Here is a 20,311-nt window from a genome sequence, read left to right as displayed (position 1 = left end):
CAACCCATGAGCTTGCAAGGTCGAGACGGATTCCAGGAGTTGCAACCAGCGTGAGCCGCACCAGCGACGACAAGGACGTCAAGAACGCCAAGTCCGCCGACTCTGACGAGCGCAAGCGCCAGCGCGTGCGATTGGCCAGGCTGGAGGCCGATATGGCCTACTTCCAGGCGCGCCTGGAGCTGATCGGCGAGCCGAACTCCAGCAACCGCGCGGCGCAGCGCAAGGTCTTCGATCTGCTGCACAAGACGGTCGCGACCAAGGTGCTCAAGGTCAAGCGCCGCTTCCTGGATCTGGGCTGAGCGGATCCAAGGCGGCAGGCGGACGCAGGCACATGTGCACACTGATCATCCTCAGACGCCCTGGGCACGACTGGCCCCTTCTGCTGGGCGCCAACCGGGACGAGATGGCCGGGCGGTCATCCCGTGCGCCCGCGCGCCACTGGGACGACCGGCCAGAGGTCGTTGCCGGGCTGGACCTGGAGGCGGGCGGCAGCTGGCTCGGGATCAACGATCACGGCGTGGTCGCGGCCGTCCTGAATCGCGAGGACAGCCTTGGGCGTTTGCCAGGCAAGCGCAGCCGCGGCGAACTGGTGTTGGAGGCGCTCGATCATGCGGAGGCCGACGAGGCGGCTCGCGCCCTCGCCGAGTTGGATCCCGCCGCCTACCGTCCGTTCAACCTGGTCATCGCCGATCCGCGCATGGCCTTCTGGCTCCGGCATGGCGGCGATGGTGTCATTGGCGTCCGTGGTATCGAGCCCGGGTTGCATCTGCTCGGCTCGACGGAGCTGGACGACCCGGCGCATCCCCGCATCGCCCGGTATCTCCCCAGATTCCAAGCCGCGGCCGTGCCAGACCCCGAGCGCGACGATTGGCGCGACTGGCGAGCTCTGCTTGCCGACCGAGATGCACCCGAGGCGCTCGGTCCGGACGCGGCCATGCGGCTCGAGCGCGCGGACGGCTTTGGCACGCGCTCGAGTGCCTTGATCGCGCTGCCCGCATTTCCCGGCTTTCAGCAGGGACCGATCTGGCTTCATGCCGACCGAGACTCGGATGGTGAGACCTTCCGGGTCGTCATGTGACACCCTTGCATGCGACACAATTGTGCATACGACACAATTGCATATGACGCGATTGCATGTGACGCGATTGCATGTGACACAATTGCACGTGACACAATCGCGTTTCGCTAGCGTGATTTGTTCACGCAAAGAGCGCCCATTACCGAGTGAGTCCGCAGGATCCAACATGTCGAATAGCATCCGAATCGCCACCCGTAAGTCACCCTTGGCCATGTGGCAGGCCGAATACACCGCCGCTCGCTTGAAGGCGCTCCATCCGGATCTCGAGATCGAGATCATCGGAATGACGACCAAGGGCGACAAGATCCTCGACGCACCGCTGGCCAAGGTGGGTGGCAAGGGACTCTTCGTCAAAGAGCTCGAGCAGGGCATGCTGGAGAACGAGGCGGACATCGCCGTGCACTCCATGAAGGACGTCCCCGTGGATTTCCCGGATGGACTCTATCTGGCCGTCATCATGGAGCGCGAGGATCCCCGCGATGCCTTCGTCTCCAACACCTTCGAGGCGTTCGATCAGCTCCCCCAGGGGGCCTGTGTCGGCACCTCGAGCCTGCGCCGTCAGTGCCAGATTTCCGAGCGGCGTCCGGACCTGCGGATCGAACCCTTGCGCGGTAACGTCAATACGCGCTTGGCCAAGCTCGATGCCGGCGAGTACGACGCCATCATCCTGGCGGCGGCGGGCCTCATCCGTCTCGGCTTCGAGGAGCGCATCCGCAGCCGGATCGAGCCCACTGCAAGCCTGCCGGCCATCGGGCAAGGCGCCATTGGAATCGAGTGCCGCGTGGATGATCCCCGCATCAACGCGCTCATCGCACCCCTGCATGATCGCGATACCGCCGACCGCGTGCTGGCCGAGCGCGCGATGAACGCGCGTCTGCACGGCGGCTGCCAGGTACCCATCGCCGGATACGCCGTGCTCGATGGCGACCGTCTGCGGCTCAAGGGCCTGGTCGGCGACCCGGACGGGTCACGCATCCTGCGTGCCGCCTCCGAGGGGCCGCGCGCGGAGGCGGAGGCCATCGGTACCCGCGTCGCCGAGGATCTGCTCGCGCAAGGCGCGGACGAGATCCTCACCGCCTTGATGGATCACTGAAATGAGCGCGCCCTGTGATCTCGGCGGCCGCGGTGTTCTGGTCACCCGCCCAGCCGCTCAGGCGGAGGGGTTGTGCCAGCTCATCGAGGCGGCCGGGGGGCGGGCGATCCGCTTTCCGACCATCGCCATCGAGCCGGTCGACACCTCGCAGACGCGCGCCTTGCTCGCCGGAACCTGGGATCTGATGTATTTCGTCAGTCCCAACGCGGTGGACCAGGCCTTGGCGCAGGTCGCCGACCCACGCTGGCCTGAGGTCGCCTGGGTTGCCGCCGTCGGGCGCGGAACGGCCAAGGTGCTGAAGGCGGCCGGACGCGCGCCGGACCTGGTACCGAGCGAGCGCTACGAGAGCGAAGCCTTGCTGGAGATGCCGGAGCTGGCCGATATGCGTGGCCGCCGGGTCTTGATCGTGCGCGGTGAGGGTGGCCGGGGCGTTTTCGCGGAGGCGATGCGGGCGCGCGGTGCCGAGGTCTGCTTCGCCGAGGTCTACCGGCGCGTGATGCCGAGCCTGGACCCGCGGTCGCTGCTCGAACGCTGGTCCGAGGAGGTCCACTACGCCATGGCGACCAGTGACGAGGTGCTGCTCAACCTGGCCGAAATCTTGGGTCCGAGCGGTCGGGATCGGCTCATCGCGACACCCCTGGTCGTGATTGCGGAGCGCACCGCGCAGACCGCTCGGGAGCTCGGATTCACCCGCATCCGTGTTGCGGAGCGTGCCGAGGACGCCGCGATTCTGCGCTCACTGTGCGACCTGGCGGGCGCCAGCTGACACCCAGGGCAGATAGCCGTCGAGCGACATCTGGGAGATGGTGTCGACAATCACATCGCGAATGGTCATGTTCTCCGAGCTGGGATCGAGCTGCTCCGAGCGTCCCGACCAGACCAGCCGCTCACCCTTGGCATCGTAGAGGTTGGTCTCCAGGCGCAACGCCTTGAAGTCGGCGTAATAGTCGGGTCCGCAGACGTCGTTGTAGACCTGGCTGAAGTAGGGCACCAGGTTGCGGTAGTGATCCGGCACCCTGGCGAGGCGCGAGGACAGCGTTGACGCTTGCGCTTGTGGCTCGTCCGTGACCAGATGCGTGATGATGATGGCATCGGCCTTGGTCTTGGAAACGGCCTCCGTCATGCGCACCACCAGGCTGAGGTTCGCGTCCGACACGAAGTCGTGTCCGGGCTCGGCTTTGACGCCGATCTCGCGCAGCCGCGTGACGAAATTGTCCTCATAGGCGCGCCGAACCTTGGGGTTGTTGGTGACCCCGAAGACGATGAGCTTGTGGTAGCGGGTCGGCTGGCTGTCGGGATTGGTCCAGACGGAGGCGATGCGGCCGGTCGTGCAGGCGCTCGTCAACATGGCGAGCAGGCCGATGGTGACGGCGCGGAAGACAGGTCGCATCGAGGGATTCCTTGACGTGGGATCGGGACTTGAGGTCGGCGCGGGTGGCGCCCAGCCGAGCGACACCTCTGGCCTGAACCAGGGTCGCGGTAGTTTGCCCGCATGGGGTCAGAGCGGCAAGAACCAGCCTGACGGCCGGTCTGTCCGCGCGGCGGCTCAGCCGGGTCTCGCGCCCCCGCTCAGGCGGTCGGCGCCGAAGGTGAAGGCGTCGGAGAACATCTGATCCATGCCCAAGCCGCGCGCCTCGAAGGCGATGCGTGCCGCATCGATCATGGCCGGTGGGCCGCTCATGTAGAGCTCGACGTCATGGAGCTGGGGGTGGTCCTCGATGACGGCCTCATGCACGAAGCCGGTGCGACCCAGCCAATCGGCATCCGGCTCGGAGAGGACGGGCGTATAGCTGAATCGCGCCAACGTCTCGCTCCAGCGTTGCGGCAGGTCGGCGAGATAGAGGTCATGCCGCGAGCGCACCCCCCAATAGAGGTGGATCGGTCGATCCAGGCCGATGTGGATGCCATGCTCGATCATGCCCTTCAAGGGGGCGAAGCCGGTTCCACCGCCCATCATGATGATCGGACGCGGCGAGTCTTCGCGCAGGAAGAAGTCGCCCAGGGGCCCCTGGATACGCAGGATGCTCTTCTCCCGCAGCTCATCGAAGACGTACTGAGTGAACTCGCCGCCGGCGACATGTCGCACATGCAGCTCGATGAGCCCATCGTCGTGTGGGGCGTTGGCGATCGAGAAGGCGCGTTTGCGCCCGTCCTTGAGGATGAACTCCAGGTACTGGCCGGCGAAGAACTGCAGCCGCTGCTGCTCCGGCAGTTTCAGCATCAATCGCATGACATCATGGTTCAGTCGCTCCTTGCGCTCGATGCGGCAGGGCAGGGTGCGCACCTCGATCTCCATGGGGAGGCGGCGTTGCGCGATCTCCAGGGTCAGATCCGACGTCGGCACCGCCTGACAGGTCAGGCAGGTGCCGGCCTTCTTGCCCTCGAGCGCGGTGATGAGACCGCTTGGGTACCCGATCCAGCCGGAGACGAGGTGCGCGGCGCAGGATCCGCATTGGCCGTTGCGGCAGCCATAGGGTAGCCGAATGTCTTGGCGCAGCGCGGCGTCGAGCAGGGTCTCGCCGGGCTCGGCCTCGAATGTCGTCTCCTCTGGAACTATCTGGATCTTGAAGGTCATTTCATCCCTTGCAAAGTGGCGGGCGGCCCCCGATCGTCGTTCAGGTTGGGCCCATTCGAAAAACGGAGTGAAGCGCATCGATGAGTGAGACTGTCATCTTAGGCTGTGGATATGTGGGCATGCGCATCGCGCGCCAATGTCTCGATCGGCGCGAGGCGGTGGTCGGCTGGGTGCGAAGCGAGGCTGGGCTCGCGCGACTTCAGGAGGCTGGTCTTGCGGGGATGCGCTGCGACCTTGCGCGCGAAGAGCCGCCCAGCGGTGTGCTCGAGGGCGTGCGGCTCTTTCATCTGGTGCCCCCGGTCGAGCAGGGTGTGGAGGATGCCCATACCCGGCGACTGGTCTCCTCCTTCGATCGGGCGGGGCAGCCCAAGCGCATCCTCTATATGAGCACCACGGGCGTCTACGGCGACTGTCGCGGCGAATGGGTCGACGAGGGTTGGCCAACGCGGCCGACGGTCGATCGCTCCCGCCGGCGTCTCGATGCCGAAGAGACCCTGAGGCGCTGGAGCCATGACACGGGGGGCGAGTTGGTCGTGCTGCGCGTGTCAGGCATCTATGGTCCGGGTCGACTGCCGTTGGCCCGGCTGCGTCAGAGGGTGCCCATGGTCCGTCCGGAGGAGGCGCCATACAGCAATCGGATCCACGTCGACGACCTGGTGAGGATCAGTCTCGCCGCGATGGACAAGGCCGAGGACGGTGCCGTCTTCAACGTGAGCGACGGCAATCCGAGCACCATGACGGACTATTTCATCCAGATCGCGGATGCCGCCGGATTGCCTCGTCCGCCGCTGATCCCTATGTCCGAGGCGCCGGATCAGCTTTCGGCCGGTATGATGAGCTATATGAGCGAGTCGCGGCGGCTGTCCAATCGCAAGCTGCTCGACGAGCTCGGCGTGGAGCTGATCTATCCGTCGCTGGCGGAGGGTTTGCGCAGCGCGCTTTAGGGGGAGGGACGCCATGGCGTTCCGCGCCACGCAGGCTCATTGGGTGGACTTTGGCGCGGGACTGAGGTGTGATTCGACCGCTAGGCTAGAACCAGGACAGGGTGCCGCGGCGACGCTGCCCGCCGGACCCTGTCGCGATGACGGTCGACCCAGTGTCTGTCCGGCGGAGTCGGCCGACTGGCCCTCGTCTGGCCAGCGATCCCGGACACTACGAACGATGAGACAGGAAGCCCGATATGAAACAGAAGTCTTCGCTCGCCGTGATGATTGCCGCAACCTGCACCTGGGGACTCTTCGGTCAGGACGCGAATGCCGTCGATGAAGCCGCCTTTCGCTTCGACACCACGACCAGTCTTTATGAAATTTGCGCGGTCCCGCAGGATGCCTCGGAATACGTCGTGGCCAATCAGGCGTGCCGCGCCTTCATCGAGGCATCGGTCCAGTACCACGATGAGATCAGTAACCGCAAGAAGCTCAAGCGTCTCATCTGTTATCCCAAGACGGCCACCATCGAGGACGGCAAGCAGGCCTTCATCGCGTGGGCGAGCGCCCACTCGGGGGACAAGAAGCTGATGAGCGAACAGCCGGTCGTTGGCTTGGTGCGGGCGCTAGCGGCCAAGTACCCCTGCGCGAAATGAGCGGCCCGCGCGATCGGCTTTCAGGCACTCGACCTTTGCCGCCCGCCCTGTCTTGGCGGGGGTGCGAGTCCTCCACTGACGACCTATTCTGGAGAAGGACGATGAGAACGACGACGATCTTGATGGTGATCTTGGGTACTTTGGCGTTGACCGGATGCGGGACCACGACTGGCAGTCGCGCCGGGAGCGGTGCCGCCATGGGGGCGGTTGGTGGTGCCTTGATCGGCTCCCTGAGTGCAGACGCGGGAGCGGGTGCCTTGATCGGCGCAGGGGTGGGGGCGCTTGGCGGCTACCTCTACGATCAGCATGAGAAGGGGTATATCGATTGAGGTCCTGAGTCGCATTCCGGGGACCAAGATGCCAAACGCGCCGCCTGCCCAGGCTGGGTGGCGCGGGCACGCTGGGCTCCGTTTGGAGCCTTGTGGAAGGCGGGCCTACGAATCATCCCAGTGCGCAGCTTTGCTCGCTGGACGTGAAGGGCCGTAGGGTCCGGAAGGCGCGACAGAGGGTTCGGAAGGCGCGATTGCGATCTGCCTCTCCGGTACGCAATCGACGCCGCTATGGGCGTCCGAGGTTGTCATGCCAGGGACGGCTGAGCGGGGTGAGGTCATGTTTCTCGATGCATTCTTGACGGCGTTCTGGCAGGTCATGGTCGAGCTGTCGCCATCGCTTCTGCTGGGTCTGCTGATCGCCGGCCTGATGCACGTCTATCTCCCCGCCGGATTCGTCCATCGCGGACTCAGCCGCCCCGATCTTCGCAGCGTTGCGCGGGCCTCGCTCGTCGGGGTGCCGCTGCCGCTGTGCTCTTGCGGCGTCATCCCAACCGCGCTCGGGCTCAGACAGGAAGGTGCCTCCAAGGGGGCAACCACCGCCTTCATGATCAGCACCCCGCAGACCGGCGTCGACTCCATTCTGGTGAGCGCGGCCTTCCTGGGCTGGCCGTTCGCCATCTTCAAGCTGGTGGCCGCCTTCGTGACCGGACTCATCGGCGGCGCGCTCGTCAATCGGTTCACGGAGCCGGAACCGCTCGCCGCGGAAGCGGCATTGTCGGCCGAGCAGCGGCGCGAGCGGGGCCTGGTCCCCGTCCTGCGCTATGCCGTGCTCGATCTCCTGAGCGCCATCGACGCGTGGATCCTCGCCGGCGTCATCATCGCGGCCCTTTTGACGGTGCTGCTGCCGGCGGATTACTTCGCGTCCCAATCCTGGGCGCGAGGATCGCTCGGGATGCTCGTGGTCCTAGCGATCTCTCTGCCACTCTATGTCTGCACGACCGGCTCCGTGCCCATCGCCGCCTCGCTCATCGCCGCTGGGCTGCCGGCAGGCTCGGCCCTGGTGTTCCTCATGGCGGGTCCAGCGACCAATGTCGCGACCTTCGGAGCGGTCTACCGCACCCTGGGTCGCTCCGTTCTGCTGATCTACCTGGGCACGGTCGTCGTCATGAGCGTCCTCTTCGGGCTCTTGTTCGATCGCCTGATCGAGGCGCCGGCGGGGGCCGCGGCCCATGTGCATGCCGCCGGGGTCGACTGGCTGGGATCGCTCGGTGCCTTGGTCTTGATCGCCCTCATGCTCTATCTGTCCTACCGTCGGCTGAAGGCGCGTTTTTCACCGATGATCGTCCCAGAGGCGGATTTGGTCATTCAGGTCCAGGGCATGTCCTGTCAACACTGTGTCTCAAGCGTCAAGACCGCACTTGAGCGACTCGATTCGGTCGAGGAGGCGGTTCCCGATCTTGGCGCTGGCCTGGTCAGAATTCGTGGTAAGCGTCTGGACGCGAGCCGTCTGGTTGCGGTGATCGAGCAGGCCGGTTTTCAGGCGCAGGCGCCCTCATCTTAAAAAGCCTTTCCGGCGATCAGGTTTTTTTATGGCGGTTCTGTTGACGCAAGACCGTCCATCCACTAGTTTTTTCTTAGACCTAATCGCGGCGCCTGCCAGGATCCCGTAACGCCCAAGCAACGATAAGCACCACGGTCACCCCGGAGCTATCCGGTGTGCGACTTTGGGATCCAAGCCCGCACGCGGCGAACTGCAGAGAACGATCCATTCGCTGATCGTTTTTCTGTGCGGCATGGCCCTCGATTTCCCCCGCACCCGATGCCCCCAGGCGAGTCCCTCGTTGCTTGACGCTTACATCCAGGTGGCCGACCGAGGCGGGCGCGTGCCCATGGAGTGCCGGAATGCCCGCGAATGATCGGCGCTGTTGCGAGCGCAATTCGAGTTCATTCTGCCGTCGAGTCGGCTTGTGTGTTGGCCACCGACGGTATTGGTTCGATCAACGCACATGATGAGCGCGAGAAAAAGCGATGAGGATTTACGTAGGCAACCTGCCCTATAGCGTGACAGACGACGACCTGCGGGACCTGTTCGGCGAATTCGGCGAACTGGCGAGCGCGGAGGTGATCAAGGACAAGTTTTCAGGTCAGTCGAAGGGATTCGGCTTCGTCGAGATGCCCAGCAACTCGGAGGCCGATGCCGCCATCAAGGCATTGAACGAGGCGGAGATGAAAGGGCGCAAGCTCACCGTCAACGAGGCACGCCCGCGTGCCGAGCGACCACGCGGAGGTGGCGGTCGGTTCTGACGCCCTCGACCTTGGGCCGACCCCGCAACGGGGTCGGCTCATCGGCAAGCCGGCGCAACGCCAGCGTCGCTCGACTCAGGGCGCCTGGTTCAGGTGGATTCCCAAGCCGTCCCAGATCCGATCGACCCGTTCCTTCACCACCGCGTCCATGCGGATCGGTTGCCCCCACTCCCGCTGCGTCTCCCCCGTCCACTTGTTGGTGGCATCGAACCCGATCTTGGAGCCTAACCCCGAGACCGGCGAGGCGAAATCCAGGTAGTCGATCGGCGTGTTCTCGATCATCACCGTATCCCGCGCGGGATCCATCCGGGTGGTCATGGCCCAGATGACGTCCTTCCAGTCGCGTGTGCAGATATCCTCGTCGACGACGATGACGAACTTGGTGTACATGAACTGCCGCAGGAAGGACCAAACGCCCATCATCACGCGCTTGGCGTGCCCCGGATACTGCTTCTTGATACTGACGACGGCGAGCCGATAGGAGCAGCCTTCGGGCGGCAGATAGAAGTCCTGGATCTCGGGGAACTGCTTCTGCAGGATGGGGACGAACACCTCGTTCAGCGCGACCCCGAGCACGGCCGGCTCGTCTGGCGGGCGGCCGGTGTAGGTGCTGTGATAGATGGGGTTCCGGCGCTGGGTCATGCGGTCGATGGTGAAGACCGGGAAGCGGTCGATCTCGTTGTAATAGCCGGTGTGGTCCCCGAAAGGGCCTTCGGGTGCCAGGTCGTCCGGGTGGATGTGGCCTTCGAGCACGATCTCTGCGTTGGCCGGGACCTGGAGGTCCGACTCCATGCAGGCCGCCAGCTCCGTGCGGCTGCCGCGCAGAAGCCCGGCGAAGGCATACTCCGAGAGCGTATCCGGCACGGGCGTGACGGCCCCCAGGATGGTCGCTGGATCCGCGCCGAGCGCTACGGCGACGGGGAAGGGCTTGCCGGGGTTGGCGCGCTGCCAGTCGCGATAGTCCTGCGCGCCGCCACGGTGGGCAAGCCAGCGCATGATGACGCGGTTGCGCCCGAGTACCTGCATCCGGTAGATGCCCAGGTTCTGGCGTGGCTTCTCGGGGCCTCGGGTGATGACCAGGCCCCAGGTGATCAGCGGCGCGGCATCGCCGGGCCAGCAGTGTTGGATGGGCAGGCGTCCCAGGTCGACCTCGGATCCGCTGAAGGCGACCTCTTGGCAGGGCGCCTGACGACGCACCTTCGGGGCCATGTCCAGTACCTTCTTGAAGATGGGCAGGGTCTCCCAGGCCTGTTTCATGCCGCGCGGCGGGTCCGGCTCCTTGAGGAAGGCCAGCAGCTTGCCGACCTCGCGCAGCGCCTCGACCGATTCCTCGCCCATGCCGAGCGCCACGCGCTTCGGCGTCCCGAAGAGATTTCCCAGCAGCGGTATCTCAGACCCTTTTGGCCGTTCGAACAAGAGGGCCGGACCGCCTCCGCGCAGGGTGCGGTCGCAGATCTCGGTGACCTCCAGGTGAGGGTCGACCTCCACGCGGATGCGCTGAAGCTCGCCGCGCTGCTCCAGCTGGTCGATGAAATCGCGCAGATCCCGATACTTCATGGTTGCGCCACCGGTCTCTGGGTCATGCCGCGATCCCGCAATGGCGCAGGAGCGCGTCCGTATTGGGCTTGCGTCCGCGGAAGTTGGTGAAGAGCTGCATGGCATCCTCCGAGCCACCGCGCTCGAGGATGTTCTCGAGGAAGGAGCGGCCGGTCTCGGCATCGAAGACGCCCTTCTCCTCGAACAGCGAGAAGGCATCCGCCGAGAGCACCTCCGCCCACTTGTAGCTGTAATAGCCCGCCGCATAGCCGCCCGCGAAGATGTGCGAGAAGCCGTGCGCGAAGCGGTTGAAGGCGGGTGGGCGGATCACGGCGACCTGGTCGCGCACCGCCTCGAGAATCTCGTAGATGCGCCCGCCCTTGTCTGGGTCGTATTCCAGATGGATGCGGAAATCGAAGAGGGCGAACTCGAGCTGACGCACCATCTGCATGGCGGACTGGAAGTTCTTGGCTGCGGTCATGCGCTCGTAGAGCTCTTCGGGTAGCGGTTTGCCGGTCTCCCAGTGGGCGGCGAAGAGATCCAGCGAATCGCGCTCCCAGCACCAGTTCTCGAGAAACTGGCTGGGCAGCTCCACCGCGTCCCATGGTACCCCATTGATGCCGGCGATGGCGGGATAGTCGACCCGGGTCAGCATGTGATGCAGCCCGTGACCGAACTCATGGAAGAGTGTCTCGACCTCGTTGTGCGTGAGGAGCGAGGGTTTTTCGCCGACGGGCGGGGTGAAGTTGCACACCAGGTAGGCAACCGGGATCTGGTCGCAGCAGGTGGTATGCATGCGGTTGGTGCAGACGTCCATCCAGGCGCCGCCGCGCTTGTTCTGGCGGGCGTAGGGATCGAGGTAGAACTGGCCGCGCAGGGCGCCGGTCAGCAGGTCGCGGATCTCGAAGAAGCGCACGTCCGCGTGATAGGTCGCGAAATGCTCGACCTCCTGGATCTGGATGCCGAAGAGTCGCTCCACGACGCCGAAGAGCCCCGACAGGACGCGCGACAGGGCGAAGTAGGGGCGCAGCTCTTCCTGGCTGATCTGGTAGCGGTGAACGCGCAGCTTCTCGGAGAAGTAGCCGACGTCCCAGGGTTCCAGCGTGCTGACGCCATAGTGCTCGCGCGCGAAGCTCTGTAGCTCCTCGAGCTCATGACGCGCCTGGGCGACCGACCGATCCGCGAGGTCGTTCAGGAAGCCCAATACCTCGTCTGGGGCCCGCGCCATCTTCGTGGCCAGCGAACGCTCCGCGAAATTCGCGAAGCCCAGGAGTTGCGCCAGCTCATGACGCAACGCGAGGATGCGCTCCATGATCTCGCCATTGTCCCAGCGCCCCGCGTGGGGGCCCTGATCGGAGGCGCGCGTCCCGTAGGCCTCATACATCTCGAAGCGTAAATCCCGATCGTCCGCATAGGTGAGCACGGGCAGGTAGTAGGGCATGTCCAGGGTGAAGAGCCAGCCGTCCTTGCCCTGTTGCTCGGCGTTCTGGCGTGCAAGGGCGAGTGCCGATTCGGGCAGCCCCTTGAGACGCTCGGGATCCTCGATCAGCGTGCTCCACGCATTGGTCGCATCCAGCACGTTCTCGGAGTACTTGCTCGTGATCTGAGAGAGTTCCTGACTGATGGCCTTGTAACGCGCCTTCCTGTCGGGCGGCAGATCGACGCCCGAGAGGTGGAAGTCGCGCAAGGCGTTCTCCAGCAGCTTGCGCTGCGCGCCGTCCAGGTGCTCCTGAGCCGCGACCCTTTGATAGGCGCGGAACAGCCCCTCGTTCTGGCCGACCTCGGTACCGTATTCGCTGAGCTTGGGCAGGCAGGCGTTGTAGGCGGCGCGCAGATCGTCGCTGTTCATCACCCCGTTGAGATGCCCAACCGGGGACCAGGTCCGGCTCAGGACGTCGTCCATCTCTTCCAGAGGCTCGATGAAGCTCTCCCAGGTCGGGATGTCGACCGTCTCGACCAGGCGTTCGATGGTTGCGCGGCAGGCGGCGAGCCGGGCGTCCACCGCGGGCTCCACGTGCTCTGGACGGATCAGGGTGAAGGCCGGCAGACCGGCCTGTTCGATAAGGGGATTGGACATGGTAGGGAGGTGCTCGGTGGACAGGGGTCAGTGATTGGCTGGCCGTGGTCATCGGGGAATGAAGCGCTCATTCCAATGGGTACGGCTGAAATGATGGAATTCAATCGCTCGCGCTCTGGTGCCCCGGCTCGCCGGTCGCGACAGGGCCGTCGCGCATGGCGCGGCTCAGTCGGCCTGGAAGCCGGTGTTCTGACGGGGTGAGATGTGACCGGTTAGGGAGCGGAGCATATCCTTCTTCGGACGGGGAGCGGTCTCCCGCGGGACGCAGAAATGATACCGCCAAAGGTCGCGGCGGTAAGGCTCGGCCGACAGGTCGGAAAGGCTCTGCCAGTCGCTTTGCTCCAAGGGCATGAAGTGCCCGGCCGCGCCATAGGCGTACACCTTGTATTGACCCTTGAGTGTGCAGCGGATGCCCTCGAACGACAGGTTGCGGGTTCCGTTGCTCGCCTGCGCCACGAGGGTGAAGCGCACGACCCTGTCAGGCCCGATCTCCAAATGCTTGCCGTCGATGAAGTATCGAAACGCGTCCGCGGGACCGTCGAGCTCGAATTCGATGAGATCGGCATCCCGCGGCCAGGGCGGTAGCCGGCTCGTCGCCTCCTTCCAAGGCGTGCCCGGTTCGACGCTGGAGGGCGTGAAGGTCTTTGGCTCATGGATGAAGGGGCTGTCATCCGCCAGGCTCGACAGGGTCCAGGATAGCAGCAGACAGATGGCTGGGACGTGTTTCATGCGAATGAGGCTATTCCGATGATGGCGGAGGATGAACGCCTGATCTTAGCAAATGAGGTCGGCTTCCAGCGACGGGTGCTTGGCGTGGATCGGCCCGGTCGTGGCCGGAACGGTTGGCCCTCGGGGTTCTTTCCCGCGTTGGGGGATGGCGTGCCCTGGTCCGCTGACGCGGGCGAGGTGTCAAACCTCGCGCTCGATGGGAGTCGTGATCCCCGCGGCGAGTCGAGCCTTCGGTCAAGAAGCGCATCGACGCGTCCGCGGGGTCGCCTCAACAATTGGGCCGATAGCGCAGATCGAGCGTGTAGGGATGCTCGCCGGCCGGCTCTTCCGGTGGCGGATCGATCAGCCCTGGCGTATGCCCCATCACCCGGAAGCGGGCGATGCGCCGGCTCTCGGCCTCGTAGCTGTTGACCGGGAAGTTGCTCTCGCTACGTCCGCCCGGATGGGCGACGTAGTAGGTGCAACCGCCCAGGCTGCGCCGGTTCCAGAGGTCGATGATCTCGAAGGTGAGCGGATTGTGCGACGGGATGGTCGGGTGCAGCCCGGACGGCGGGCTCCAGGCCTTGAAGCGGATGCCCGCGACAGACTCCGCGCGGCGCCCGGTCGGGCGTAGCGGGACGCGCCGGCCGTTGCAGACCAGGACGTGCCGCGCGTCGACCATGCCATTGACCTTGACCTGCATGCGCTCGACCGAGCTGTCGACGAAGCGCGAGGTGCCCTGTGCCGTGACCTCTTCGCCCAGCACATGCCAGGGCTCGATGGCGGCGCGCAACTCCATGTCGATGCCATTCTCGGTGACCAGATCCCCGTAGTGCGGGAAGCGGAACTCGAAGAAGGGATCGAACCAGGTCATGTCGAAGGCATAGCCGGCGCGCTGCAGGTCGCAGATGACGTCCTCGAAGTCCTGACGGACGAAGTGCGGCAGCAAGAAACGGTCGTGCAGCTCGGTGCCCCAGCGCACTGGCTTGCGCCGGTAGGGCTCCTTCCAGAAGCGCGCGACCAGGGTGCGCAGCAGCAGCATCTGGGCCAGGCTCATGCGCGGATGCGGCGGCATCTCGAAGCCGCGGAATTCCACCAGCCCCTGCCGCCCGGAGGCGCTGTCCGGCGAGTAGAGCTTGTCGATACAGAACTCGGTGCGGTGGGTGTTGCCCGTGACGTCGGTCAGCAGGTTGCGCAGAATGCGGTCGACCATCCAAGGCTGGGGCACCTCGCCCACCGGCATCTGCTGGAAGGCGATGTCCAGCTCGTAGAGGCGGTCGTCGCGCGCCTCGTCGACCCTGGGCGCCTGACTGGTCGGGCCAATGAAGAGGCCGGAGAAGAGGTACGAGAGGCTCGGGTGGTGCTGCCAGTAGGCGATGAGGCTCTGTACCAGATCCGGCTTGCGCAGCAGGGGGCTGTCCGCCGGTGTGGCGCCGCCGAGGGTGACGTGGTTGCCACCGCCGGTGCCGGTGTGGCGCCCGTCGAGCATGAACTTCTCGGTGCCGAGCCGCGTGAGATGCGCCTCCTCGTAGAGGATGTGGGTGTCGCGCACCATCTGGTCCCAGCTCTCGGCGGGGTGGATGTTGACCTCGATGACGCCGGGGTCGGGCGTGACGCCGAGCTTCTGCAGGCGCGAGTCGCGCGGCGGCTCATAGCCCTCGATGATGATGGGCATGCCCAGCTCGGCGGCCGTGTCCTCGAGGCAGAGGGTCAGGTCCAGCCAGTGCTCCAAGTGCGTCAGCGGCGGCATGAAGCAGTAGAGCCGACCCTCGCGCGGCTCGATGCAGAGCGCGGTGCGGATGAGGTCCGGGTGCAGGTCGGCGCGCAGCGCGACCTGCGGCTGAATCGGCTGCTGCGTATCGTCCAACGGGGTCAGACGCCCATAGCGGGCGGCCAGGTCGCGCGGCTGGACGCCTTGCTCGCGGATGGTCTGCGGCGCCTGGGTCGGCTCCAACGGTTGACTGTAGCGGCGGGCGATCTCGTCGAAGGGCGAGCGTAGCGGATCGACCGGCTCGAAGGGGTTGCGCTCGGGAACCTGGTCCAGCTCCGCGTCCGGCACGTAGGGCAGGGCATCCAAGGGCAGTCGGAAGCCCATGGGGGAATCGCCCGGGATCAGGAAGAGGTTGCCGTCGCGGAAGCTCCAGCGCCCACTCTTCCAGCCCCCATTGATACCGAAGCCCCACCAGCGCAGCGGCAGGACGTAGCCAGTGACCTTGTTGAGCCCCTCGTTGAAGAGGCGCGCGATGCGCTTGCGCTCGTTGGCGTTCTTGAGCTTGTTGTCGAGCGGGTCGACGTTGGCCGGTAGCCGCGCCTCCTTCCAGAGGTAGTACCAGACATCCTCGTGGGCCTTGCCGGCGTGCTCCGGGTCGACCCCGAGATGGCGGGCCAGGGTGCGGATGAAGAGCTCGGCCTCCTCCGGGCCATGGCCATAGCTGGTGCTTTCCTGGCCGAGCAGGCCGGAGTCGCGCCACACCGGCTCGCCGTCCTTGCGCCAATAGCAGGAGAGCGCCCAGCGCGGCAGCTGCTCGCCGGGATACCACTTGCCCTGCCCGATGTGCAGCAGGCCGCCGGGTGCGAAGCGGCTCTTCAGGCGCAACAGCAGATTCTCGGCCAGGCCCTTCTTGGTTGGCCCCAAGGCGGCGATGTTCCACTCCGCGCCGTCCATGTCGTCGATGGAGACGAAGGTCGGCTCGCCCCCCATGGTCAGGCGGACGTCGTTGCTTTGCAGCTCGGCATCGACCTGGTGCCCGAGGGTTTCGATCGACTCCCACTGCTCCGCGGTGTAGGGCTTGGTGACGCGCGGGTCTTCGTGGATGCGCTCGATGCGGTTGTGGAAGTAGAGCTCGACTTCACAGATGCCGGTGGCACCCGTGATCGGGGCCGCGCTGCGCGGGGAGGGCGTGCAGGCGAGCGGGATGTGGCCCTCTCCGGCAAACAGCCCGGAGGTCGGGTCCAGGCCGATCCAGCCGGCGCCCGGTACATAGACCTCGGTCCAGGCATGGAGATCGGTGAAGTCCCGCTCCGGCCCCGAGGGTCCGTCCAGCGACTTGACGTCCGCGGTCAGCTGAACCAGATAGCCCGAGACGAAACGCGCCGCGAGCCCCAGGTGCCGTAGGATCTGAACCAGCAGCCAGGCGCTGTCGCGGCACGAGCCGCGGCGGGTCGAGAGGGTGTGCTCGCAGCTCTGCACGCCCGGTTCCATGCGGATGACGTAGCCGATGTCCCCCTGCAGCCGCTGATTGAGATCGACCAGGAAGTAAACGGTCTCGCGCTTGGTGAGATCGACGCTGGCGAGCCATTCCTTGATCAGCGGGCCGTCGTCGGTGATCTCGAGATAGGGCGCCAGCTCCTTGCGCAGCTCCGCCTCGTACGCGAAGGGGTAGTAAAAGGCGTAATCCTCGAGAAAGAAGTCGAAGGGATTGATCGTGATCATCTCCGCGATCACGTCCACTTCAACCGAAAGGGTGCGTGCCTTCTCGGGGAAGACCAGCCGCGCCATGTAGTTGCCGAAGGCGTCCTGCTGCCAGTTGATGAAGTGCTCGCCGGGATCGATCCGCAGCGAATAGGAGCGGATGGGTGTGCGGCAATGAGGCGCTGGGCGCAGCCGGACCACGTGGGGTGACAGTTCGACCGAGCGATCGAAGCGATATTCGGTCTTGTGGTTCAGGGCAACCAGAATCGACATCGGGAGGGAGTTCCTAGGCTGAGATCTCAAGGGGGATGCGAGAAAGGCTCCATGGCGAGTCGCGAAGCGGCTGGCGTCGAAGCGGTCGGAGCCTTGCGTGACGGCTAACCATCCCACAAAAGCCGCCGTCTGTCTTGCTCCGCGCGATGATGCCGTGCTCGCACCAAGAAGGGGCGAGGACGCGCACCACGGCGGTGAGTGCGGCCTCAGCGCGAGGCGAGGTAGAGCTGCTCGAATTGCGCCGCTGGGACTGGCCGCCCGAGGAGATACCCCTGACAGGCGTGACAGCCTTGGCGCTTGAGGAAATCGAGCTGCTCCTGCGTCTCCACACCCTCGGCAATCACCCTGAGCTTGAGGTTGCGCGCCATGGCGATGATGGTCGCGGCGATCTCCATGTCGTTCTGGTCCTCGGGGATGTCGCGCACGAAGTCGCGGTCGATCTTCAGCTCGTCGATGGGGAAGCGCTTGAGGTAGGCGAGCGAGGAATAGCCGGTGCCGAAGTCGTCGATGGACAGGCAGGCGCCGAGCGCCTTGAGCGCCTGCAACAGCTCAACGGCCTGCTCGCCCTGGTCCATGATCATGCTCTCGGTCAGCTCGAGCGTGAGCCGTTGCGGCGGCAGCCCGGTTTGCTCCAGGATGCCCTTGACCTGATGTGCGAGGTCGGTCTGGCGCAACTGACGCCCGGAGAGGTTGACCGCGATCATCAGGTCCGTCAGACCCGCGTCCAGCCATGCCCTGCCTTGCGCGCAGGCGCTACGTAGCGCCCAGTCGCCGAGCTGCACGATGAGCCCAGTCTCCTCGGCGAGCGGGATGAAGCGCAGGGGGGCGATCAGCCCCTCTTCGGGCGAGTGCCAGCGCGCCAGCGCCTCGCAGCCGATCAGCCGGCCGTCTTGGGCGTCGAATTGCGGCTGGTAGTAGAGCTCGAATTCGTTGTTCGCGAGCGCGCGGTGCAGACGCGCCTCCATCGCCAGGCGCTCCTGTGCCGCCCGCGTCAGTGCGGGGGTATAGAAACGGTAGGTGCCGCGGCCCTCTTCCTTGGCCTGGTACATGGCGACGTCGGCATGCTTGATGAGATCCGTGACCGTGTCGCCGTCGTCCGGATAGAGGCTGATGCCGATGCTCGCGCCCATGTAGAGTTCGGGTCCGCTTGGCAGGCGAAAGGGTTGCTGCAGCAGGTTCAGCAGTGTCTGAGCGACCCCGGCGGCGTCTTCGGGACGCTCCAGGTGCTCGAGCAGCACCAGCAGCTCGTCGCCGCCCAGGCGTCCGAGGGTGTCGTCCTCGCGCAATCGCTCGCCGAGTCGCCGAGCCAGTGCCTCCAGCAGCTCGTCGCCGACCGGGTGTCCCAGGCTGTCATTGACGGTCTTGAAGCGATCCAGGTCGATGAAGAGCACGGCGACAAGGTGCTTGCCCCGATCTGCGTGATCCAGGGCGTGCTGCAGCCGCGACTGCAGCAGGCGCCGATTGGGCAGGTGGGTCAGGGGATCATAGTGGACCAGGTGCTCCAGGCGCGTCTCGGACGCCTTCAAGCGGCTGATGTCGGTCATGGTGCCGACGTAGTGGGTTGGCCGCCGCTGGCTGTCGTAGACGGCACTGATGCTCAGGATCAGCGGATAGAGCTCGCCGTCCTTGCGCCGGTTCCAGATCTCGCCCTGCCAGTGCCCGGAGGCCATGATGCTGGCCCACATCGACTGGTAGAACGAGGGGTCCTGCCGGCCCGAGCGCAGCAGGCTCGGCGTGCGGCCCAGGATCTCTTCCTCGCCGTAGCCGGTCATCTCGGCGAAGGCGCGGTTGACGGCGAGGATCCTGGTGTCCAGGTCCGTGACGATGAACCCCTCGCGGGTGCCGTCGAACAGGGCGGCCGCCTGGCGCAGCCGGGTGTCGGTGCGCACGCGCGTGACCACTAGAGCCGCCATCCGCGCGAACTCGCCGACGAGATCGCGCTCCGTCGGCGTCGGTTCGCGCGCCTGCGCGTAGCGGACCTGGAGGTGCCCGAGCATCTGCCCCGTCTCGTCCGCGAGGGGTAGGACCCAATCGGCGGGTGAGGTGTCAGTTCCCTCCTGCTCGGGCGGTGTGCGTGGGGCGGGCAGGGTCGCGATGATGACCCGCATGTAGGGGCAGATGTCTTCCAGGCGCCGGGTGATCTCGCCGAGGATGCTGGCGAGCGAGCGATCCTCGATGAGGGCGTCCAACACGGTCATGCGCGTCTCGCGCACCTGTTCCGCCTGCTTGGGCCCGGTGACGTCACGCCAGGCCCCGGTCGCCTCGCCAGGCTCGCCCGTGCCGACCAGCGTGAGCTCGTCCTGGATCCAGCGAACCTGGCCTTGCCCATCGAAGAACCGGTAGGTGTGCGCCAGGCGTCGGCTCTTGGGCAGGTCGGCGAGGCGTGCCAGCGTGTCCTCCCGGTCGTCGGGATGCAGGCGGGCGGTCCACCAGTCCGCTTGGAGGATCTCGGCAGCTGTGTAGCCGAGCAGTCGAGTGACGTTCTCGCTGACCCAGGTGAGCGGCAGCCCGGGCGCGCTCAGGCTGCGGGTATAGAGGACGACAGGGCTCGCCGCCAGCGCGAGCGCGAGCCGCTCGGAGGTCGCTTGCAGGCTGGCGCGCTCGCGCGCCAGCTCCACCTGCCCCCAGGCATTCTCAAGTGTTGCCGGAATCTGGTGCAGATAGCCTTGGTGCTTGGAGACATAGTCGTTGACCCCGAGGTGGATGGCGCGCGCGGCCACTGCCTCGCTGCCCTGCCCCGACACCATGACGATCGGGATGTCCAATCCACGCTCGGCACGCAGCACCTTGACCGCCTCCAGGGCGTCCAGGCCCGGCAGGCGGTAGTCCAGGAGCACCAGATCGAAGTCCAAAACACCCTGTAAATCGGCCGGAAGACGCGCCAGTAGCGCCTGCACGTCTCGAACGATGCTGAGCCGGATGTGGGGGGCGTAACGGGCGAGGTGGCGCTGGGTCAGGTCGATGTCGGCGCGATTGTGCTCGGCATAGAGCACCCGCAGGGGGCGTGCGCGGCGACGATGGGCCTCGGAAAAGCGCTTGCAGGCGTCGCGTAGGGTCGCGGGCAGGCGCTCCAGGGCATCGACATCCTTGGTCAGATAGTCGTCCGCCCCGGCTTGGAGGGCGGCGATCGCCGATTCCTGATCCCCGGAACCCGTCAACATCACCACGGCCAGGGGTAGCTGGTGTTCGCGGATCCAGGTGAGCAGCTCCAAACCAGAGCCGTCCGGCAGGCGCAGATCAACCAGCGCCAGGTCATAGCTGTTTGCGTCTCGCAGACGTTCCCGTGCCTCGGCCTGGCTCGTCACCAGGTCGAGTTCGATCTCCGGCGACTGGCGAGTGCACAAACGTTGGGTGAGATCGGCGTCGGTTGGATTGTCTTCGACGTGCAGGACGTGCATGGC

16 protein-coding genes are annotated in these 20,311 nt (G+C 65.7%); 9 read left to right on the top strand and 7 right to left on the bottom strand.

What is annotated here, in order from left to right; genetic code table 11:
* Positions 1–50 precede the first annotated feature (50 nt).
* The 4 genes from CKO23_RS14700 (at position 51) to CKO23_RS14685 (ending at position 2,937) form a co-directional block, all read left to right on the top strand.
* Positions 51–299 carry a hypothetical protein gene (locus CKO23_RS14700; protein WP_200332498.1) on the top strand — a complete coding sequence of 83 codons (249 nt, stop codon included), beginning with the start codon at positions 51–53 and terminating at the stop codon, positions 297–299.
* 32 nt (positions 300–331) lie between these two features.
* Entirely contained in the window at positions 332–1,078 is a 747-nt protein-coding gene (locus CKO23_RS14695) for an NRDE family protein (protein WP_200332496.1), read from the top strand.
* 166 nt (positions 1,079–1,244) lie between these two features.
* Entirely contained in the window at positions 1,245–2,171 is a 927-nt protein-coding gene (hemC, locus tag CKO23_RS14690; RefSeq protein ID WP_200332486.1) for a hydroxymethylbilane synthase, read from the top strand.
* A 1-nt stretch (position 2,172) separates the two neighbouring features.
* Positions 2,173–2,937 (top strand): uroporphyrinogen-III synthase, encoded by a 765-nt coding sequence (locus CKO23_RS14685; RefSeq protein WP_200332483.1) that lies wholly within the window; start codon positions 2,173–2,175, stop codon positions 2,935–2,937.
* Here the strand turns inward: CKO23_RS14685 and CKO23_RS14680 are convergent.
* Complete coding sequence (locus CKO23_RS14680) at positions 2,908–3,561, bottom strand: hypothetical protein (protein WP_200332481.1); 654 nt, start codon at positions 3,559–3,561, stop codon at positions 2,908–2,910. The two genes, CKO23_RS14685 and CKO23_RS14680, sit on opposite strands and share 30 nt — an antisense overlap.
* A gap of 156 nt (positions 3,562–3,717) precedes the next feature.
* Entirely contained in the window at positions 3,718–4,746 is a 1,029-nt protein-coding gene (locus CKO23_RS14675; protein WP_200332478.1) for a CDP-6-deoxy-delta-3,4-glucoseen reductase, read from the bottom strand.
* A gap of 119 nt (positions 4,747–4,865) precedes the next feature.
* Here CKO23_RS14675 and CKO23_RS14670 point away from each other — a divergent pair, with 119 nt between their 5' ends.
* From CKO23_RS14670 to CKO23_RS14650, 5 genes are all read left to right on the top strand, one after another.
* Positions 4,866–5,690 carry an NAD-dependent epimerase/dehydratase family protein gene (locus tag CKO23_RS14670; RefSeq protein ID WP_242482454.1) on the top strand — a complete coding sequence of 275 codons (825 nt, stop codon included), beginning with the start codon at positions 4,866–4,868 and terminating at the stop codon, positions 5,688–5,690.
* Between the two features lie 236 nt (positions 5,691–5,926).
* A complete protein-coding gene (locus CKO23_RS14665) occupies positions 5,927–6,328 on the top strand; it encodes a Rap1a/Tai family immunity protein (protein ID WP_242482453.1) in 402 nt (133 codons plus the stop codon).
* Between the two features lie 101 nt (positions 6,329–6,429).
* Complete coding sequence (locus CKO23_RS14660) at positions 6,430–6,657, top strand: glycine zipper family protein (RefSeq protein ID WP_200332474.1); 228 nt, start codon at positions 6,430–6,432, stop codon at positions 6,655–6,657.
* 250 nt (positions 6,658–6,907) lie between these two features.
* Positions 6,908–8,161: a permease gene (locus CKO23_RS14655; RefSeq protein ID WP_242482452.1), complete on the top strand. Its 1,254-nt coding sequence runs from the start codon at positions 6,908–6,910 to the stop codon at positions 8,159–8,161.
* Positions 8,162–8,628: 467 nt separating this feature from the next.
* Positions 8,629–8,904: an RNA recognition motif domain-containing protein gene (locus tag CKO23_RS14650; protein WP_200332472.1), complete on the top strand. Its 276-nt coding sequence runs from the start codon at positions 8,629–8,631 to the stop codon at positions 8,902–8,904.
* Positions 8,905–8,979: 75 nt separating this feature from the next.
* Here the strand turns inward: CKO23_RS14650 and ubiD are convergent, their stop codons facing one another.
* The 5 genes from ubiD to CKO23_RS14625 all read right to left on the bottom strand — a co-directional run bounded on the left by ubiD (position 8,980) and on the right by CKO23_RS14625 (position 20,308).
* Complete coding sequence (gene ubiD, locus CKO23_RS14645) at positions 8,980–10,461, bottom strand: 4-hydroxy-3-polyprenylbenzoate decarboxylase (RefSeq protein ID WP_200332470.1); 1,482 nt, start codon at positions 10,459–10,461, stop codon at positions 8,980–8,982.
* A 22-nt stretch (positions 10,462–10,483) separates the two neighbouring features.
* Entirely contained in the window at positions 10,484–12,517 is a 2,034-nt protein-coding gene (gene prlC, locus CKO23_RS14640) for an oligopeptidase A (protein ID WP_200332468.1), read from the bottom strand.
* 165 nt (positions 12,518–12,682) lie between these two features.
* Positions 12,683–13,246, bottom strand: a complete 564-nt coding sequence (locus CKO23_RS14635) for a CNP1-like family protein (protein ID WP_200332466.1) — start codon at positions 13,244–13,246, stop codon at positions 12,683–12,685.
* Between the two features lie 268 nt (positions 13,247–13,514).
* Positions 13,515–16,910 (bottom strand): transglutaminase family protein, encoded by a 3,396-nt coding sequence (locus CKO23_RS14630; protein ID WP_200332464.1) that lies wholly within the window; start codon positions 16,908–16,910, stop codon positions 13,515–13,517.
* A 206-nt stretch (positions 16,911–17,116) separates the two neighbouring features.
* On the bottom strand, positions 17,117–20,308 hold the full coding sequence (locus CKO23_RS14625) for an EAL domain-containing protein (protein ID WP_200332462.1): 3,192 nt from the start codon (positions 20,306–20,308) through the stop codon (positions 17,117–17,119).
* Positions 20,309–20,311 lie beyond the last annotated feature (3 nt).

Source organism: Thiocystis violacea (assembly GCF_016583565.1).
GTDB classification, from domain to species: domain Bacteria; phylum Pseudomonadota; class Gammaproteobacteria; order Chromatiales; family Chromatiaceae; genus Thiorhodococcus; species Thiorhodococcus violaceus_A.
The sequence above is the reverse complement of the archived record's forward strand: the minus strand, read 5'-3'. Positions and strand labels throughout refer to the sequence as shown.

Coding starts and splice junctions, on each gene's coding strand:
- CKO23_RS14695 (WP_200332496.1), top strand. CDS start 332: ATGTGCACACTGATCATCCTCAGACGCCCTGGGCACGACTGGCCCCTT.
- hemC (WP_200332486.1), top strand. CDS start 1,245: ATGTCGAATAGCATCCGAATCGCCACCCGTAAGTCACCCTTGGCCATG.
- CKO23_RS14685 (WP_200332483.1), top strand. CDS start 2,173: ATGAGCGCGCCCTGTGATCTCGGCGGCCGCGGTGTTCTGGTCACCCGC.
- CKO23_RS14680 (WP_200332481.1), bottom strand. CDS start 3,561: ATGCGACCTGTCTTCCGCGCCGTCACCATCGGCCTGCTCGCCATGTTG.
- CKO23_RS14675 (WP_200332478.1), bottom strand. CDS start 4,746: ATGACCTTCAAGATCCAGATAGTTCCAGAGGAGACGACATTCGAGGCC.
- CKO23_RS14670 (WP_242482454.1), top strand. CDS start 4,866: ATGCGCATCGCGCGCCAATGTCTCGATCGGCGCGAGGCGGTGGTCGGC.
- CKO23_RS14665 (WP_242482453.1), top strand. CDS start 5,927: ATGAAACAGAAGTCTTCGCTCGCCGTGATGATTGCCGCAACCTGCACC.
- CKO23_RS14660 (WP_200332474.1), top strand. CDS start 6,430: ATGAGAACGACGACGATCTTGATGGTGATCTTGGGTACTTTGGCGTTG.
- CKO23_RS14655 (WP_242482452.1), top strand. CDS start 6,908: ATGCCAGGGACGGCTGAGCGGGGTGAGGTCATGTTTCTCGATGCATTC.
- CKO23_RS14650 (WP_200332472.1), top strand. CDS start 8,629: ATGAGGATTTACGTAGGCAACCTGCCCTATAGCGTGACAGACGACGAC.
- ubiD (WP_200332470.1), bottom strand. CDS start 10,461: ATGAAGTATCGGGATCTGCGCGATTTCATCGACCAGCTGGAGCAGCGC.
- prlC (WP_200332468.1), bottom strand. CDS start 12,517: ATGTCCAATCCCCTTATCGAACAGGCCGGTCTGCCGGCCTTCACCCTG.
- CKO23_RS14635 (WP_200332466.1), bottom strand. CDS start 13,246: ATGAAACACGTCCCAGCCATCTGTCTGCTGCTATCCTGGACCCTGTCG.
- CKO23_RS14630 (WP_200332464.1), bottom strand. CDS start 16,910: ATGTCGATTCTGGTTGCCCTGAACCACAAGACCGAATATCGCTTCGAT.
- CKO23_RS14625 (WP_200332462.1), bottom strand. CDS start 20,308: ATGCACGTCCTGCACGTCGAAGACAATCCAACCGACGCCGATCTCACC.